15 protein-coding genes and 2 pseudogenes are annotated in these 16,016 nt (G+C 60.3%); 11 read left to right on the top strand and 6 right to left on the bottom strand.

Annotated features, from left to right (window positions below; translation table 11 throughout):
- Positions 1-99: 99 nt before the first annotated feature.
- A pseudogene (locus tag ACM43_RS13495) lies at positions 100-1,272 on the bottom strand (DNA-binding protein); the annotation flags it as partial.
- 80 nt (positions 1,273-1,352) lie between these two features.
- On the opposite strand from ACM43_RS13495, the pseudogene ACM43_RS13490 reads away from it, so the two are divergent.
- From ACM43_RS13490 to dinB, 4 genes and pseudogenes are all read left to right on the top strand, one after another.
- Positions 1,353-1,747, top strand: a pseudogene (locus ACM43_RS13490) (hypothetical protein).
- A 44-nt stretch (positions 1,748-1,791) separates the two neighbouring features.
- A complete protein-coding gene (locus ACM43_RS13485; protein WP_271540639.1) occupies positions 1,792-2,241 on the top strand; it encodes a hypothetical protein in 450 nt (149 codons plus the stop codon).
- A gap of 3 nt (positions 2,242-2,244) precedes the next feature.
- A complete protein-coding gene (locus ACM43_RS13480) occupies positions 2,245-2,970 on the top strand; it encodes an SOS response-associated peptidase (protein WP_271540592.1) in 726 nt (241 codons plus the stop codon).
- A complete protein-coding gene (gene dinB / locus ACM43_RS13475; RefSeq protein WP_271540591.1) occupies positions 2,967-4,073 on the top strand; it encodes a DNA polymerase IV in 1,107 nt (368 codons plus the stop codon). Before ACM43_RS13480 ends, dinB begins: the two co-directional genes overlap by 4 nt.
- A gap of 106 nt (positions 4,074-4,179) precedes the next feature.
- On the opposite strand, the gene ACM43_RS13470 is transcribed toward dinB, so the two are convergent.
- Positions 4,180-5,088, bottom strand: coding sequence for an ImmA/IrrE family metallo-endopeptidase (locus ACM43_RS13470; RefSeq protein ID WP_271540589.1), 909 nt, complete (start codon positions 5,086-5,088; stop codon positions 4,180-4,182).
- The gene (locus ACM43_RS13465) at positions 5,078-5,467 is read right to left on the bottom strand and encodes a helix-turn-helix domain-containing protein (protein ID WP_271540587.1); all 390 of its coding nucleotides are present in this window, start codon (positions 5,465-5,467) and stop codon (positions 5,078-5,080) included. Before ACM43_RS13465 ends, ACM43_RS13470 begins: the two co-directional genes overlap by 11 nt.
- A gap of 159 nt (positions 5,468-5,626) precedes the next feature.
- Between ACM43_RS13465 and ACM43_RS13460 the strand changes: the two genes are divergently transcribed.
- The 7 genes from ACM43_RS13460 to ACM43_RS13430 all read left to right on the top strand — a co-directional run bounded on the left by ACM43_RS13460 (position 5,627) and on the right by ACM43_RS13430 (position 11,479).
- Complete coding sequence (locus ACM43_RS13460; protein ID WP_271540585.1) at positions 5,627-6,337, top strand: multiubiquitin domain-containing protein; 711 nt, start codon at positions 5,627-5,629, stop codon at positions 6,335-6,337.
- The gene (locus ACM43_RS13455; protein WP_271540583.1) at positions 6,334-6,651 is read left to right on the top strand and encodes a hypothetical protein; all 318 of its coding nucleotides are present in this window, start codon (positions 6,334-6,336) and stop codon (positions 6,649-6,651) included. Before ACM43_RS13460 ends, ACM43_RS13455 begins: the two co-directional genes overlap by 4 nt.
- A gap of 10 nt (positions 6,652-6,661) precedes the next feature.
- Positions 6,662-7,165, top strand: a complete 504-nt coding sequence (locus ACM43_RS13450) for a hypothetical protein (protein WP_271540581.1) — start codon at positions 6,662-6,664, stop codon at positions 7,163-7,165.
- Positions 7,162-8,064 carry a HesA/MoeB/ThiF family protein gene (locus ACM43_RS13445; RefSeq protein ID WP_271540580.1) on the top strand — a complete coding sequence of 301 codons (903 nt, stop codon included), beginning with the start codon at positions 7,162-7,164 and terminating at the stop codon, positions 8,062-8,064. Before ACM43_RS13450 ends, ACM43_RS13445 begins: the two co-directional genes overlap by 4 nt.
- Before the next feature lie 105 nt (positions 8,065-8,169).
- A complete protein-coding gene (locus ACM43_RS13440; protein ID WP_271540577.1) occupies positions 8,170-9,261 on the top strand; it encodes an AAA family ATPase in 1,092 nt (363 codons plus the stop codon).
- A complete protein-coding gene (locus ACM43_RS13435; protein ID WP_271540574.1) occupies positions 9,258-9,527 on the top strand; it encodes a hypothetical protein in 270 nt (89 codons plus the stop codon). The genes ACM43_RS13440 and ACM43_RS13435 overlap by 4 nt, the downstream gene beginning before the upstream one ends.
- A gap of 152 nt (positions 9,528-9,679) precedes the next feature.
- On the top strand, positions 9,680-11,479 hold the full coding sequence (locus ACM43_RS13430; protein ID WP_271540572.1) for a S8 family peptidase: 1,800 nt from the start codon (positions 9,680-9,682) through the stop codon (positions 11,477-11,479).
- A gap of 156 nt (positions 11,480-11,635) precedes the next feature.
- Here the strand turns inward: ACM43_RS13430 and ACM43_RS13425 are convergent, their stop codons facing one another.
- The 3 genes from ACM43_RS13425 to ACM43_RS13415 all read right to left on the bottom strand — a co-directional run.
- Complete coding sequence (locus ACM43_RS13425; RefSeq protein WP_271540570.1) at positions 11,636-12,943, bottom strand: hypothetical protein; 1,308 nt, start codon at positions 12,941-12,943, stop codon at positions 11,636-11,638.
- 17 nt (positions 12,944-12,960) lie between these two features.
- A complete protein-coding gene (locus tag ACM43_RS13420) occupies positions 12,961-13,515 on the bottom strand; it encodes a hypothetical protein (RefSeq protein ID WP_271540568.1) in 555 nt (184 codons plus the stop codon).
- 35 nt (positions 13,516-13,550) lie between these two features.
- Positions 13,551-16,016 (bottom strand): helicase-related protein (locus ACM43_RS13415; protein ID WP_271540566.1); only part of this gene is annotated, 2,466 nt, incomplete at its 5' end.

Raw genomic sequence — 16,016 nt, 5'->3', positions numbered from 1 at the left:
GCTCTCCCTCTCACGCCCTCGCCCATAAGAATGGGGACCGGCGCTATACACGGTCCCCAAGCAACTGCGGGACGACCCGAGCCATCCAATCGATGATGTTCACTCAGCCGCATCGAGCCGTTGAGGATAATCGTCGCGGGCGTTCTCCTGAGCCTCCTCGTCGGCAAGGAATTCGGGCAGCGGACCTGCTTCGCCCTCCTGCCCCACTGGCGCCGCATCGAGATCGACGAGACGCAGCGGCTCCGGCAACCAGCCCGAGCCATCCAGAAGACGCTCGGCCTCCTTGGCCATGTCGGCCTTCTTGAGATGATCGATCAATTGCGCCGACGACTCGCCCTTGGCTTCACGCACCGCCTCCAGAATTCGTGGCTTGGTGACCCGGCCGAGATAGTTGTCGACGGTCGGCCGCCAGCCAGCCTGCACCATGTCGAGCCCGATCGCGCGCGCCAGCACATCCGCTTGGTCGAGACGGGTGCGGACACCGTGAGCGGAGACCCGGCCCTGATTGTAGCGGTTGGCCGGCTCATAGACGGCATTGACCGCAAATGATGCACAGTGGGCGAACAGCGACGCCTGTGCACCACCATCGAGAGTCGTCAGCGCATCCCAGAGATCGTTCTCGCTCTTCGGCAACCTTGCCTTCCAGGCCTCATGCCGCGCCTCGACGGCCTTGGCGGAGACGCTTTCTCTCAGCCCCGGAGCTTGAGTTGAAAAGTTCGGCGTCCGAAGGCTGATCTCGAGACAGCTTCCGGACGAGGCGAACCGGTAAAAGGCCGTCAGCACGAAATTATGCAGCACCGCCTGGAACGCGATCGCAGGATTTTCTGCCAGTGCATCCCGCAGTGCCAGCGTACGATGCGCCGTCAGCTCGGTGATCAGCCGATCCGGCAGAGGCCTGGCCGCATCCTCATCATCTTCTTCAGCATCGGGAGCATTACCCGCGACCGCGATCACCGTCCGCTGAACGGAAGCGCCCTCTTCCTGACCTTCGGTCGACAACGCACCGGCGTCTTGCCCGACGTGGCAATCAGTTGCCGGCACCTCGTCCTCTGACCGGACGTAACCCCGGTCCACGGAGAGGCGTCCTTCGGAATCGATGCTGATGAAGACGCCAGCTCGGGCGATCTCGGTCGGTTCGTAAAGCATCGGCCGGTCTTCGAAAGCCGCCAGTGCCGACTCGATCTCGCCAAGACGCTGATCAACCTCTTCGGGCAATTCGTCGGCGTCCTGGTAGTCGGTTTCCAGCTTGGCCTGCTCGGCGTTCAGCGCATCGACCCGCCCCACAGGAGGATTTTTCTCATCCACCTCTTGGACGGACTCGACATTTGTTCTTGTTATGTTCTAATTCAGGCATGACCGATCGACCCGCGAGCTGGCGCATGCCGACCCCGAAGCAGATGAAAAACTGGCCGCTGAAGCCGACCGTAGACGAGCGCCCTCGGCTGCGGCTCCAGATGCGCCCGTCCCGGCCGGATATTGGGAATCGGTCCTCAAAGACCCTCGCGCCGGCGCGACCGTGGCCCAGGCCCGACAGCGACGCCTTTCGGAAATCAAGGCCCACGTGCTGCGCATCTCCTGCCGCCGCTGCGAGCGGACCGTGGAAATCCAGACCGCCGATGCCGTCCGCTTGTATGGCGCCAACGCAATCTGGAAGGACGTGGCGCAGCGGTTGCTCGACAACACCTGCCAGCAGCGCACCGGCAGGCATGAGGAAGACGGGTGCTGGCCAGCGTTCGAGACGCCGTAGTCGCTCAGGATTTGCCGATCCGATCGTTGCGCCTGGATGTGCGGATGGCCCCGAAGTATCACCCTACGCCCCTGTCGGGCGGCGATCGCAAGGCTCTTGCAAAAGAGCTCGGCAAGGCGCGCGCGATGGCGAGCATCTTGGCGATCCAATCGGCGGAGATGCGGGCCAAAGGTGAGGCGATGATCCAGCAGGCCGACAGGCTGCTTTGCGAAAGCTGGAACGAGCGGATGTGGAGTGACGGCGAACCGATTGATCCGTCGCCGACCATCGATCAGGCCGTGAACGGAGGCTTCCCCTGGCTGGAGATCAGGTGTGCGCGCTGCAAGACGGCGAGCGACGTGGACCTCGCAGCGATGAAACACTCTCCGACCACCTTCGTGCACGATCTCGCCAGCCGGCTGCGCTGCCGCAAATGCGCCGGGGCGGGCCGGCGTCCATCCGCGACTCTGCTACAGTTGACACGGCAGCCGCGCCACCCTCGAGCCGAATCCTGACCGATGTGCAATCTTTACTCGATCACGACCAACCAAGCTGCCATCAGCGCGCTGTTCCGCGTCGTGAACCGATACGTTGGAAATCTGGCGCCGATGCCGGGGGTATTTCCGGACTACAAGGCACCGATCGTGCGCAACGGAGCCGAGGGCCGCGAGCTCGCCACGGCGCGCTGGGGCATGCCATCGTCGTCAAAAGCGCTGATGGATGCCACGAGGAAGCGAGCCGAGAAGCTTCAGGCCAAGGGCAAGGCGGTGGATTTCAAGGAATTGCTCAGAATGGAGCCGGACGGCGGCACGACCAACATCCGCAACGTGAAGAGCAAGCACTGGACGCGATGGCTGGGGACCGAAAATCGCTGCGTGGTGCCATTCAACTCGTTCAGCGAGTTCAACAAGGCCGAGGGCGGCGACATCTGGTTCGCGCTTGATGAGACCCGTCCCCTCGCCTGTTTCGCCGGCATCTGGACCAACTGGACGTCCGTCCGCAAGGTCAAGGAAGGTGAGACGACCAACGACCTGTACGCGTTCCTCACGACAGAGCCGAACGCCGAGGTCGGTGCCATCCACCCGAGGGCAATGCCGTTGATCCTGACGACGCCGGACGAGGTCGAGGCCTGGATGATGGCTCCTCCGGACGAGGCGCTAAAGCTGCAGCGGCCGCTTGCCGACGGAATGCTCCGGATTGTCGCCCGTGGCGTCAAGGAAGACACGGCCGGGCTAGCGACGTGACCATCGAGGACGATGACGACCAGGCAGCCTCCCCGAGCCGCCAGCGTAAGATCATTCACATCGACATGGACGCCTTCTATGCGTCGGTCGAGCAGCGGGACAATCCGGATCTGCGCGGCAAGCCGGTCGCCGTTGGAGGATCCCGGGAGCGCGGCGTCGTGGCGGCGGCCAGCTACGAAGCGCGCAAATTCGGTGTCCGATCGGCCATGCCATCGGTGACAGTCAAGCGGCAGTGCCCGGACCTGATCTTCGTGAAACCCCGTTTCGAAATCTACAAGGCGGTCTCCCAGCAGATCCGCGAGATCTTCGCGGAGCACACCCCAATCATCGAACCGTTGTCGCTTTACGAAGCCTACCTAGACGTCACGGAAAATCTGCAGCGCATTCCGTTAGCCCGAGACGTCGCGTTGGCGATCCGTACGAAGATCAAGGAGGTAACCGGCCTCAACGCATCCGCCGGGATCTCCTACAACAAGTTTCTGGCGAAGCTCGCCTCAGACCACCGCAAGCCGAACGGCCAGTACGTCATCACGCCGGAGATGGGGCCGCCCTTCGTCGAAGCCTTACCCGTGGGCAAATTCCACGGCATCGGTCCGGCTACCAGCGCCAAGATGAATTCCTTGGGTCTCTACACCGGCCTCGACATGCGCAATCAGTCGCTCGATTTCATGCAGGCAAATTTCGGCAAAGCGGGCAAACACTACTATTGGATATCGAGAGGCGTCGATAATCGCGAAGTCCGCGCCGACCGAATACGAAAGTCAGTCGGTGCGGAGAACACATTCTCCGCCGACCTTACCGACTTCGACGCCATGATTGTCGAACTGAAGCCGCTCATCGACAAGGTCTGGCGATACTGCGAGGGCGCTGGCAACCGGGGACGCACCTTGACTCTGAAAATGAAGTTCAACGACTTCGAGATTATCACGCGAAGCAGATCCGTACCCATCGTGGTGTCGAGCCGCAGCGAGCTGGAATGCCTATCGGTCGCTTTGCTGCAGAACGAGATGCCGCTCCCTAAGCCGGTGCGGCTTCTGGGCATCTCGCTATCGGCGCTGCAGCATGTCGATGACACGGAACCACAGCTGGCGTTGCCGATGTAATCGCGTCACTTCACTTCCTTTTCAAGTTGGTCGTCGAGCTCAGTCTGTACCGATTAGGATCTTCGATCGCGCGGCGAGCCGCGGCCGCGCTGCGAGCACCTTATCCCTAAAGGATGATCGTGGTGCTCGTAAGGGCCTTCACCGGGTAGACCAGCAGTAGGATATTGAAGGTCGTGTTGAATGCCTCTGCAATGCATTCGTGGGCCTGACCGTTACGGTCAGTGATTGAAACCGTCGTCGGACGGGTCATTTTCCTGCCGATCGGTAGTACGCGTCCGAGCGAATGATCGAGGGTTATCACGTCCTCATCTGGCCGGCGAAACTGCTTCAGATAGGCCGGCGACGCTTCGATCCGGCGTACCTCGGCGCGGGCGCCAGTGCGTTCGCAGTACGTGACCGGCTCGAGGATGTAGATGACGCATGCCCGGTGATGCGTCCGCACAAACTCGCGGCAAGAGGCATAGACCGACGCCCCGAATTTTCCCGCCAGCTTGATCGGCGTGCGCAGCTCGAACTTGTGATCGACGGCCATCGACGCGTAACCGTCCCCCTGAAACAGCACGAACCTGGCGAAGTTGTTTGCTTCCCGCTCAAAGAGGTCGGAGATCGCAGGATCCAGTGTTTTTTCGCAGTCGTGGAACAACCGGAACGCGCTGCGATGAGCAGGGAGCTCGTGGTGCCCTGCCTCATGCAGTTTGAGAAAGTTTTGCTTGGATTTGTGAACGCTGTCGTCGATATGGATCAACTGCTCGCCGGCATCGTAGATACCGAACACCTTTGCGATTGCGGATTTGAGAGCCGTGGCTGCGCTCTCGGCCTTGCCCAGCAGAAATTCCGTGATCCGTCGCGGGTCGAATGCGCTCTTTGGCGCGATCTTCAGGCTTGCCGCTTCGAGGATGACGGAAGTGGGTGTGGGATAGACACCCCATGCCGACGCCCGGTCCAGTGCGCGCCGTGCAGCGGCATGCACAGCGCGCACCTCTTCGGGATCGAGACTACTGTCGTCAGCTTTCACCAGGCTTCTTCCTGCTGCGCAAATATCCAAGAAACTCGACGAGCTTCGCTTCCTCTTCGTCCGTCAGGTTATGTCCTGCGAAGGTGGCGACGCGCCCGTGGCGCTGCCCTGCGCCGCGCGAACGCGTGGGCACGATATAGCCCGCGCGCTCCATCAGATCCTCGTAGCTGATCGCGTAAAGCTCCGAGAGCGCATGCAGGATGTTCGGATTCGGTTTTTTGATCAGACCGTTTTCGATCTGGGACAAGTACGCATTGGACACGACTTTGCCGGTGGCCTTCTCGACATCGCGCTGCGAGAGGTCGCGGTCTTCACGAATTGAGGCGAGATATTGTCCAAGCGTGAGCTTGACCTCGGGCTCAGCGCTCTTCTTGGCCATGTCTATCGTCCTCCAAACTGCTTGATTCCGTTAGTGTATTTAGCACAAACGATAAGAATGTCAAGCGTGCACGTAAAGTGCTTGACGTTCTTTGCACGCCGCCTTATCTTATCATTACCGAGCTGGCGATGGGCTGGCAGAAAGGCAAGGACTAGGACGATGGAAAATACCCAGACTGGCGGCCAGGGCCGCAACCAACATGTCGAGGCCGAAGCGGCGCGCCGCCCCGGGCCGGACGGCAAGTTCTCGACAACCGTGAATGGCATCACGGTCGAATTCGGCGATGCGCCGCCCAAGGGCGACCGCATCCTGGAGAAGGCGGGCTTCAAGCCGGCCGGCGATTACGTGCTGATCCAGCTGATGCGTCACGGGACCCGCTCGATCGGGCTCGACGAAACGGTCGACCTGACCGCGCCGGGCACCGAGGCGTTCCGGGCCTTCAAGAGCGACCGTATCTTCCGGTTCACCCTTAATGACCACGGCTTCGAATGGGGGATCCGCAAGATCGGGGAGCCGGAGCTGCGCGTCATCGGCCACGTCCGCGACGACGAGGTCATCATCCAGGACCGCGATAGCGACGACGTCGAGCTTAAGCGGGGCGACGAGCTCGACCTTAGCGAGGCCGGCACCGAGCACCTGCACACCGAGAAGCGGCTCATCACGGTGTTCTTCGAGAACAAGCCCCGGGAAATCCCTCGCGGGACCTACACCACCGAGCAGCTCAAGGACCTGTTCGGCGTGCAGCAGGGCTACGTCCTCGAGGTCATCAACGAGGAAGGCAACCTCACCGAGCTCAAGCCCGGTAAGAAGCTCCGCGTCAAGGACGGGATGCGCTTCTTCGAGCAGGTGCCCTGCGGAGGTTCCTCGTGACCGACGCCCCCGCGAACTTCGCCGGGCTGCAGGCGATGCACCGTGAGGCCGTCCTCCTCAAGGAGGGCGGCCAGCCGGTCGCACTGCTGCCCTCCTTCGGCTTCATGGCGGCCGACATTGCGTACCGCATGGACCTGCTGCTCGTGCCGTTTGCTCACTCGGGCTACGACACCCGCCTGTTCTTCGAGACAAGATCGAAGGGCGCGGCGCCAACTGGAACCCGCACCGCGTGGTCGAGCGCAACTGGTGGGCACCGTCGTGGAATCACGTGCCTGCCTCGCTGCGATGGACGCAAATGTTGCTGGCGCATCTGAGGGCCGTCGCATGAACATTCATTTCAAGATCAACAAGGCCTTGCTGGCCGGCATCCGCGCCGATCTGCGCCGCCCTCACGCCTTCGCGCACGAGCGCGTCGGTTTCATCGCCGCCGGCCTTGCCGCCGCCCACGACGAGCTGATGATCCTGGCCCGGGAATACCGTCCCGTGCTCGATGAAGAATATCTGCGCGACCCGAGCGTCGGCGCAATGATGAGCGCCGAGGCGATCCGCCGCGCGCGCCAGTGGGCCATGAACGACCGCGCCGCCATCTTCCACGTACATACGCATGGCGGCCATGGCGTGCCGGGGTTTAGCGGCGTCGATAACCGTGAGAACGCCAGGTTCATCCCGAATTTCGTGTCGGTCGCGCCCCATGCGGTCCACGGCGCGATCGTTCTCAGCGACACGGCCGCCTTCGGCCAGGTCTGGCTTGGTCGCGACGCGCCACAGCCGTTTATCGCCCGCTTCACCGAGGTCGGCATGCCCGTTCACACATGGAGGGCTGCATGAGCCGCCTCGACCGACAAAGCTTCCTGGGGCCTAACAGTGACGCAATCCTGGAAGGCGCAACCATCGGCATCGTCGGCCTCGGCGGCGGCGGGTCGCACGTGGCGCAGCAGACGGCGCATATGGGCGTGGGCGGGTATGTGAACGCCGACCCAGACGTGATCGAGGACACGAACACCAACCGCCTGATCGGCGGGACGCTAGCCGACGTGGACTCGCGCATGCCCAAGGTCGCGATTGCAGCGCGCCTCATCCGCGGCCTCAATCCCGGCGCGCGGATCATCTCGGTGCAGGACGACTGGCATAACGCCGTCGATGATCTCAAGCGCTGCGACATCATCGTCGGCGCGGTCGACGGCTTCCGCGAGCGCGAACAGCTTGAGCGTTTCGCCGGCCGTCACCTTATCCCGTACATCGACATCGGCATGGACGTGCACGATCTCGGCAAGGAGGGGTACCTGGTCAGCGGCCAAATCATCCTCTCGATGCCGGGAGCACCGTGCATGCGCTGCTGCGGCTTCATCACCGACGAGAGGCTCGAGCAGGAAGCCCGCAAGTACGGTGCTGCAGGCTCGCGCCCCCAGGTGGTCTGGTCGAATGGCGTGCTCGCGTCGACGACGGTCGGCTTGCTGACCCAGGTGCTTACGCCGTGGTACCAAAACCCGCCGTCCTTCGTGTTCCTCGACTACGACGGCAACAAGGGAACGGTCACCCGCAACGCCCGCATGGAGCTGCTCAAGGATCAAGTCTGCCCTCACCACCCGCACGACGAGGCCGGAGATCCGCTGTTCGACATCCGCAAGCAGGCCTTTGCACCGCGGCCGGCGCCGGCATCGGAGCGCGTGCGGCTGCCGTGGTGGCGTCGCCTCTTGATTCGGCTGCGTGGTCGAAAATCAATATAATTCGCCCACCTTCATCTAATTGTAATAACTTATGTTTTTTCTATTATGGGCGAGTTTTCATTTTCCATGTGAAAACTCGTCCACCCCTGCTAGGGTGCAGGCCTGTTGAACCCTTGTACTGGCCGCATACAGGACGTCCAGGTCGTCCTGCGACGCGCGGCCAAGCGCTACCACCAGGCCGTGCCTCAGTTCGCCGAGGCGCTCACCAGCCTGCTTCACGAATCGCCCTCTCCGGCTTCCCCCTTGCGCCGGCAGGCCGAAGTGCCGCTGCCGGTCGACATCGACTCCCGGCTTCACCTGATGCGGGTCGAATCCGAGCCTGTTCTCGATCACGACCCGATCTTTTCACCCGAGCTGGAACGCGCCTTGCGTCAGGTCGTGGAAGAGCGTCGCAATCCGCAGGCACTGGCCCGTGCCGGTCTCGATCCCACACGGGCGGCCTTGTTCGTGGGGCCTCCCGGCGTCGGGAAGACTATGGCGGCGCGATGGCTGGCGCGCGAGCTCAAGCGCCCGCTCCTCATCCTGGACCTGGCCGCTGTCATGAGCAGCCTGCTCGGCAGGACGGGCAGCAATCTGCGCCATGTTCTGGAATACGCGAAGACCATCGACTGTGTCCTGCTTCTCGATGAACTCGACGCCATAGCCAAACGCCGCGATGATCGCGGTGAGATCGGCGAGCTCAAGCGGCTTGTCACGGTCCTCATTCAGCAAATTGACGACTGGCCGACCTCGGGTGTGCTCCTTGCGGCAACCAACCACCCCGATCTTCTCGATCCCGCCATATGGCGCCGGTTCGAGCTGCACGTTGAATTCCCTTTGCCAGACCAGGAGGCAATTGCGCGCTTCATTGAGGCGACACTCGCCCCCTATTTTCCAGCAACGAAACAGTGGAGCGGTTTGCTTGCTACGGGCTTCGCCGGCCGATCCTTCAGCGACATCGAGCGCGATCTATCTGCCGCGAGACGTGGCGCAGCGCTAGGCAATGTCCCGCTCGAAGAGCAACTGGCCGGGCTGCTCACCAACAAATCGATTGTCAAAGCCAAACGCATTCAACTGGCGACAGCGATTGTCAATCGCGGCCTCCTCTCGCAGCGCAAGGCGGGCGAGCTTACCGGCGTGGCGCGTGACACCATCCGCAGTCGCGCCGGCAAATCTAAGAAAATGACGAAACGGAAAAACGGCAGAGATACGTCATGACCAAACGCAATTTTTTATTGGGTAAGGGCGAACGCCTTGTCGAAGATGTCGCAGGCGTCCGCGGCGGCGCACCGAAGAGCCATCCTTACACGTTCTCCGAGGCGAGGGAGCGCATTGCGCCCATGCTCGCGCGCGTGGTCCGCGGCATCGACCAGCTGCCGGACGCGGCCTGTCCGGACAATCGCGCCGTTGCAACGGTCACGCTCAACCCCGAATACATTGCAAAATCGTATTTCCCGGAACGCCTCTCGAATCCGTCGGGCTAGAGCCGATCGGAAGCCGCCCGCGGCGCATCAAGCCGCAGAAGCGCTCGAAGGGTCGCGAACCCGAAGAGACCATCACCACGGAGCTGTTCGTTGCAGGCAGCCGCGACGCCTTTCGCGCCTGGCGCAGCGCACTGCCCCGGTGGGGTGAGGAGGTGAAGGGTGCCGATGAGCTGCCGACCATCGAGCAGGTGGCTGCGCCAACGCCGCGCGACAAGATCAAGGGCAGGCTCCCGAAAACCGGCGAGACTGTCTTCGAGGTCGTCCTGCACAGTGACGCGGGCACTGGCTCCAACGGGATCATTCCGCTGTTCAGCGAATATCTCGAGGAGATCGGCATTGATCAGGCCCTTGGCCGACGGTTCTCGGCCGGCGGGCTGTGTTTTGTCGAACTCGAGGCCCCCGTGGAGCTCGCTGACGAAATCGCCACCTTCACACCTGTCCGCGCGTTGCGGCAGATGCCGAGCCTGCGCATGCTGCGCCCGACATTCCGTTCGTCGCGCGTCCCGATGGAAAACATCGTGTTGCCGACTGTCGGTCCGATCGATCCAAAGATCCGCGTCGCGATCTTCGATGGTGGCATGCCGAAGAACCATCCGATCAGCAAATGGGTCAAGCCCATCGATCCCTCCGGTATCGGCGGCACCATTCCCGATTTGCAGAAGCACGGCGTGGGGGTCAGCTCCGCATTCCTGTTCGGGCATATCGATCCCGCAAGCCCTGTTCCGCGTCCGTATGCGGCGGTCGACCACTATCGCGTTCTCGATACCGCCCCAAAACAGAATCCGCACGAGCTCTATGAGGTGCTCTCTCGTATCGACCAGGTCCTGGTCGAGAAGCACTACCATTTCATCAACCTCAGCATCGGCCCCCGGCTTCCAATCGAAGACGATGACGTTCATGCGTGGACCGCCGTCCTCGACGACCGACTGTCAGCGGGCACCACTCTGGCGACCATCGCCGTCGGCAACGATGGAGACGGACCGGCCAAGGGCGGCTTCAACCGCATCCAGGTCCCGTCAGATTGCGTGAATGCCCTCGCGGTCGGATCATGCGACAGCCCTGAGACCCCGTGGCAGCGCAGCGGCTACAGCTCGATTGGTCCGGGACGCAGCCCCGGTGTGGTCAAACCCGACTTCGTGGAATTCGGAGGTTGCCTGCAACGGCCATTCATCGTCGTCAGCGAGACACCGGCAGCGGCATTCGAAGCCACGGAGGGGACGTCCTTCTCCGCGCCGTCGGTCCTACGCCTTGGCGCCGGTGTTCGCGCGCATTTCGGTGACAGCCTGGACATGCTTGCGATCCGGGCGCTGCTCATCCACACGGCCCAACCGTCAGACCATCCCGCCGAGGATGTCGGCCGCGGCCGTGTCGCGCGATCCGTACAGAACATCGTCCTATGCGACGACGACACGGTGCGCGTCGTCCACCAGGGCAAAATCACGCCGACCCGCTATATCCGCGCCCCGATCCCCATGCCATCGGGCACCGTACCCGGCAAGGTCACGATTACTGCGACGCTTTGCTATCCGACTGGCGTCGATCCGCACCATCCCGGCAATTACACCCGCGCCGGGCTCGAGCCGACCTTCAGGCCACATGACCAGAAGCGCAAGGATCCGAACCAGGTCCACGCCGACAGCAAGAGCTTCTTCGGCAAGACACAGAGCGGCCTGATGGAGGATGAGCTCCGCCGCGATGCCTGGAAATGGGAGAACTGCCTCCACACCCGCGTTACGTTCATGGGCAAGACGCTGCGCAATCCTGTTCTCGACATTCATTACAACGCGCGTCTCGGCGGGCGTAACTTCTCGCCGAAGGAGGATCTGCCGTACGCACTTGTCGTCAGTGTCCACGCCAAGCACCTTGGTGACCTCTACGACAAGATCGTTCGCAAATATGCACGCCAGCTCGAAGCGCTCCGGCCAGTTATCGAGATTCCGGTCATGACATAGCAGCCGCCGTGCGGGGAACTCCTTTGGCCCAATCAAACGCATCCTGCTGACGATCGACGAGGTCATCGGCTTCAGCCCTTACAGTCCTGGCTGGCGTCGTTGAGCTTTAGAATAAGGTGATGAGAAGCACATAACGCCAAGAAAGCTCTCTCCCGGCTATCCCACACTCTCATCTTCCAACCCGTTCTTGTGATCGGGCTCGGTGAAACCGCACCGCTCCATGAACTGCCAAGCGTTGAACCAGCTGTACAGCTCGTTGACCTTGAGCACCGAGATATCCTCGTCGCACAGGCCTGCATTTTCATCGGCATAGAGCATGTTCAGATAGTTTGAGTAGGCCTCGCGAAAAATTCCGGTAGGCCGGAAAGCAAAGTTGTGCGTAAAAACAACTTCGATCATGGAGACGACCATCGCACTCCATACCGCGCTTTCCAACTCACAGTCGTAATCGTGGGTGAGGCCATCCTTGATCGCACGCTTCGCCAGCGCGAAAAGGCGACTGTCGAACCCCATTTCAGGCACTTCGAAGAATGCGTAGTGGTGCTTTTCGTCGAGTTGCTCCAAAATGTCATTTGATTGCTCGCGGCCAGCGATCCGAAACGGATTGATCGCGCAAAAGATCAGGCTATTGCCACAGCCCATCTGGACCTCTTTCCAACGCCTCCGGACGAAGCAAAATCCGTGAAGCCGCTCGGCTTCCATGAGCTGCGCTGCGTAAGTACTTAGCTTGCTCAGATGCTCGATCGTATGATCGTTGAGGTCGCAGCCATCTTCATTGCTATCGAACCATCCCTCCATGTCATCGAAGGAAACGACAACGCAGTCCATCGACTCGTGGGACAGCAAACAATTGGTGAGATGCTTAAAATCCTCGTCGCTAGGAATATGCAGGTGAAGGGTGAGATCGTCCAATGAAGCGGTCGGGAATTCGGGCCGGTAGACGATCACGTTGCGATCGGCGATCAGCAGATCGTACAGGTAGGCTTGCGTGGTGATCTTGTTGTCCAAGTTGGCTACCAGAACATTCGTGATATCCTTGCTGCCCGACAAAGCGAACATCTCGGCGATGTAATTGCTGTATGCGAACAGCTCTGAGAACGCGTTGCGCTCCGCCGTTTTATCGACCTTCAGCTCCAGAATGAATAAGCCAGGTTCGTGCTGCCCCAAAAGGTCGAGCTGCATTGGCTTCGTATCGTCGGTACGAAGATTGATTTTGCTGCCGATAAACTCGCCGTAACGTATGGTCCGATGCAATCGACCGATCTTTTGCAGGGCGCGCGACTTCACGAATTTCCAAAGCTCGAAATCAGGACCGGGATACTCCGCTGGATCAATCTTCGGCGGCGTGTAATCCGCTTCATCGAGCGCCTTCTCAATCTCCGGACTATCCTGAACGAGCGATTCAAGTCCGCCCTTGACACACAAAGCGTCGTGAACCTGCTTTTCACTGAATGCGGATGACACGTCTTGCCTGCTATCGTCTAACTTCTCGGAATGGAAACGTCGTGGGCAAACATGCCCAGCCTTTCGGGCCTCGGAAATTTCTCGCTCAAATGCTTCAAGATTTTGATGCACAGATCAAGCGACCATGCAACATTCTTGCTGGTAAAAGCGTCATGGTCGCTCCGGCCCAATTCCTCGGGCTTATCGTCGAATTGAATATGTACGCGGTTGCGAAGCTCGCGCAGGCGATGCAGGTCGTCGTAGATGGTCGCGCCCAGACCATCGAGAAGCTTGTGGGTCTTCATCGCCTGAATGATGTTGTTAAATCGCTCGATCTCGGTGTCACGGATTTTTTTGAGGACTTCAGCCGGAATGTTGGGCACCCCTTCCGTAGTGTAATTTTGTGCTCGATAGATAATCTGATCAAGCGCCGCTTCAACGATAGAGCCCGCTTGGACCACCATGAGCTTGTTGAACGTATTGGCTTCGTTGGTCGAACTTAAACGACACAGAGCCTTGCCATTGGCCAGAATGTTGTCGCCGACCTTGAAGTCACCGATGAAATTGCACTTGATAGTTTCGATATCTGCCATTGTTAGACATCCGTTCACTGGAATTGAAGTATGCTCTAGCGGAAACCGCCATGTCCGTCTCGCTTGACGATCGCAATATTACCAAGGATCGCATTGTCTTTGAGTGAGTAGAGCATCGCCGCATGTTGCGTTCTGAGCCCTAGCAAGGATTTGATCTCGACGGCGAGCGCGAGCTTTTGACCATCGGGCGAGAGTTGTCCGGACTCGATTTGGCACCTCTTCGTGTTTACCGCTGACGACACCAAAGGAAGGATGATGTCCCAACGATCTCGAGCATCCACGGCACGGCGCCTGCCGGCGAGAAGCTCTTCAACAGGCTGAAGACGACCCGACTCGTCTGACAGATACTGGAAATGAACGGAAAGCCCCAAGAGAGCGCAGGTCTTGAGATCATCCGGATGGGTAGCGGCACCGCTCCACTGACAGTGCTTCGCCTCGATTGGCGCGCAGAACTTCCCGTAAGCAGACCGGATGCCCTCATCTCCTAGGAAAATAGCGTCGGACAGATTGCTCGAGACCAAATGCTCCGCTAGCACACGTTTGCGGCTGACGGACGATGTCCGAAGCTCACTGGGCAGCACGCGCTTGCCTGTGACGTCGCAGGGTTGAAGGACGTCTGGTGCAACGATCCGTCCAGTCTTGGCGCAGCGTTCGGCCTCACGCGGCAGCAATGTGCGTTTGGTTTCCTGGCAGCGGACAAATTCCCCAACATGTCCGCGCTTACCTGAGACCACGGAGGACACCTCTTGATCAAGCCGATAGGGCTTGCCCGAAACCTCGCTTTTCCCAAGCTGCTCCGAGAGCACATTGGCCCTTGTGAAGGCGCATTGCCCAAAATGGGCGGGCTCTCCTTTCTTGCCGGTGATGGCGCAAGATTTGAGCAATGTCCGGTCAACGACAGCATTCGTGATGTCGGACATGCCAGCTTCGTCAACGAGGAGCGACTTGCCAGAAAGCGAACAACGAAGGAGATGTTCAGGTAATCCGTAACGTCCGCTCACCTCCGAGCGCGCCAATCGGTGCCTTAACGCGCGCACGCCCGACAGTTCACAGGCGGCGAGGCAGTCGGCAGGCACCTCTACACGCATCAGCGCGCATGGCTCCAGCGCCGGCGCAGTGTCGATCCGATCGGCGGAAGGCGTGATGACGAGGTCGCTCTCATATGACGCGCCATCTAGCTGGTATCGTACCTTTAGATCTACCCGCCGGCTCACCTGGCCGTCCAAGGCCACAAGTGTTGTGTCAATCTGCGGCGTGAATTCATCTTCCAGCTTCTTGCGCTTCCGAGCATCTTTACCGGCCGACCTCAGTTCAGCGTCGCGCCGCTCGAGATAGAAGCGGTTAAATTCGACGACGTTTGGGTCGCGATTGGCTTCATCCAAAACGAGATTTGAATTGAGACCAGCGACCTCGGGCTGCTGAAGTAGAGCCGGCATAGCGTCGAGCGCAGCGGCCGCCTGGGTGTGCTCGATTGGATTGCAGGTAATCGTCACGATGCGCTCGTAACTGTCATGAGCCGTTGTCGCGCGTATGCGGGCAATAGCATTGCCTCCGAACCGGCGCTGCGTGCTCTGGATTGTCACCTCCGGCTTCGTTCCCTTAAAGCTAGATACCCACTCGTCGACAAGCTGCTCTATCCGCTGTCGCGGTTCATGATCGATATCCTGAACCTCATGAAGGCCGGAAGCCGTGACGCGATCAATAAGGCGAAGAAAGGCGGTACTGCCCGGCCTATAGAGCGGCACCTTTGCATAATCGGGACCAGCATCCTCTATGAGGCGTACGAATTCGGGGGCACCTTTGCCAGTGACGCGCAAGACACCGGGAGCGATATCGTTGACGGCCCCGCCGAGGCTTGTAAGGGCCGCGCGCACGAAAGGCTCGAACTCCATGGAAGGTTTGATCTTTTCGAGCGTCGGCGTCTGGGGGCCGACATAGCCGTAACCATCCTGCGACCCTAACGTTTGCTCGATATTCTCTTGTTCTTCTTCGAGGGTCTTCTTGGCAGCTTCGATGCTGCGGGCGATCCTCTCTGCGGCAGCTTTCATGTCGTGGCCGGCGAGCGCTGCGACCACAAGCTCGCGTATTTTTTCGTCGAATCCGGCTCCCTCTTCCTCGTCGCCGACGCCCGATGCCTCGAGCAAGGACTCGATATCGCCGATGGCATCTGTCGCCATCTGCAATTTGGTCATCAGACGGCCGACAATATATTCTTCGAACGTGCCGGCGAGCATCACATTGTAGATGATTACGTTCTTATGCTCAGAGCCGAGACGCTGAACGCGACCGATACGCTGCTCCACGATCATCGGATTCCAAGGCAGATCGAAATTGATCAGCACGTTGGCAATTTGAAGATTGACGCCTTCCGAGCCAGCTTCGGTTGAAACGATGGCACGGATTTCAGGCGGATCGGCACGGAACCGAGCTATGGTCTCTTGGTTTCTTTGGCCGGATGATCCATTGATGATGCCGACCTTGAGACCGAGCTCCTCGAGAAA

This window comes from Bradyrhizobium sp. CCBAU 45321 (assembly GCF_028128975.1).
Lineage (GTDB): Bacteria > Pseudomonadota > Alphaproteobacteria > Rhizobiales > Xanthobacteraceae > Bradyrhizobium > Bradyrhizobium yuanmingense.
This window is presented reverse-complemented; position numbering and strand designations above follow the sequence as displayed.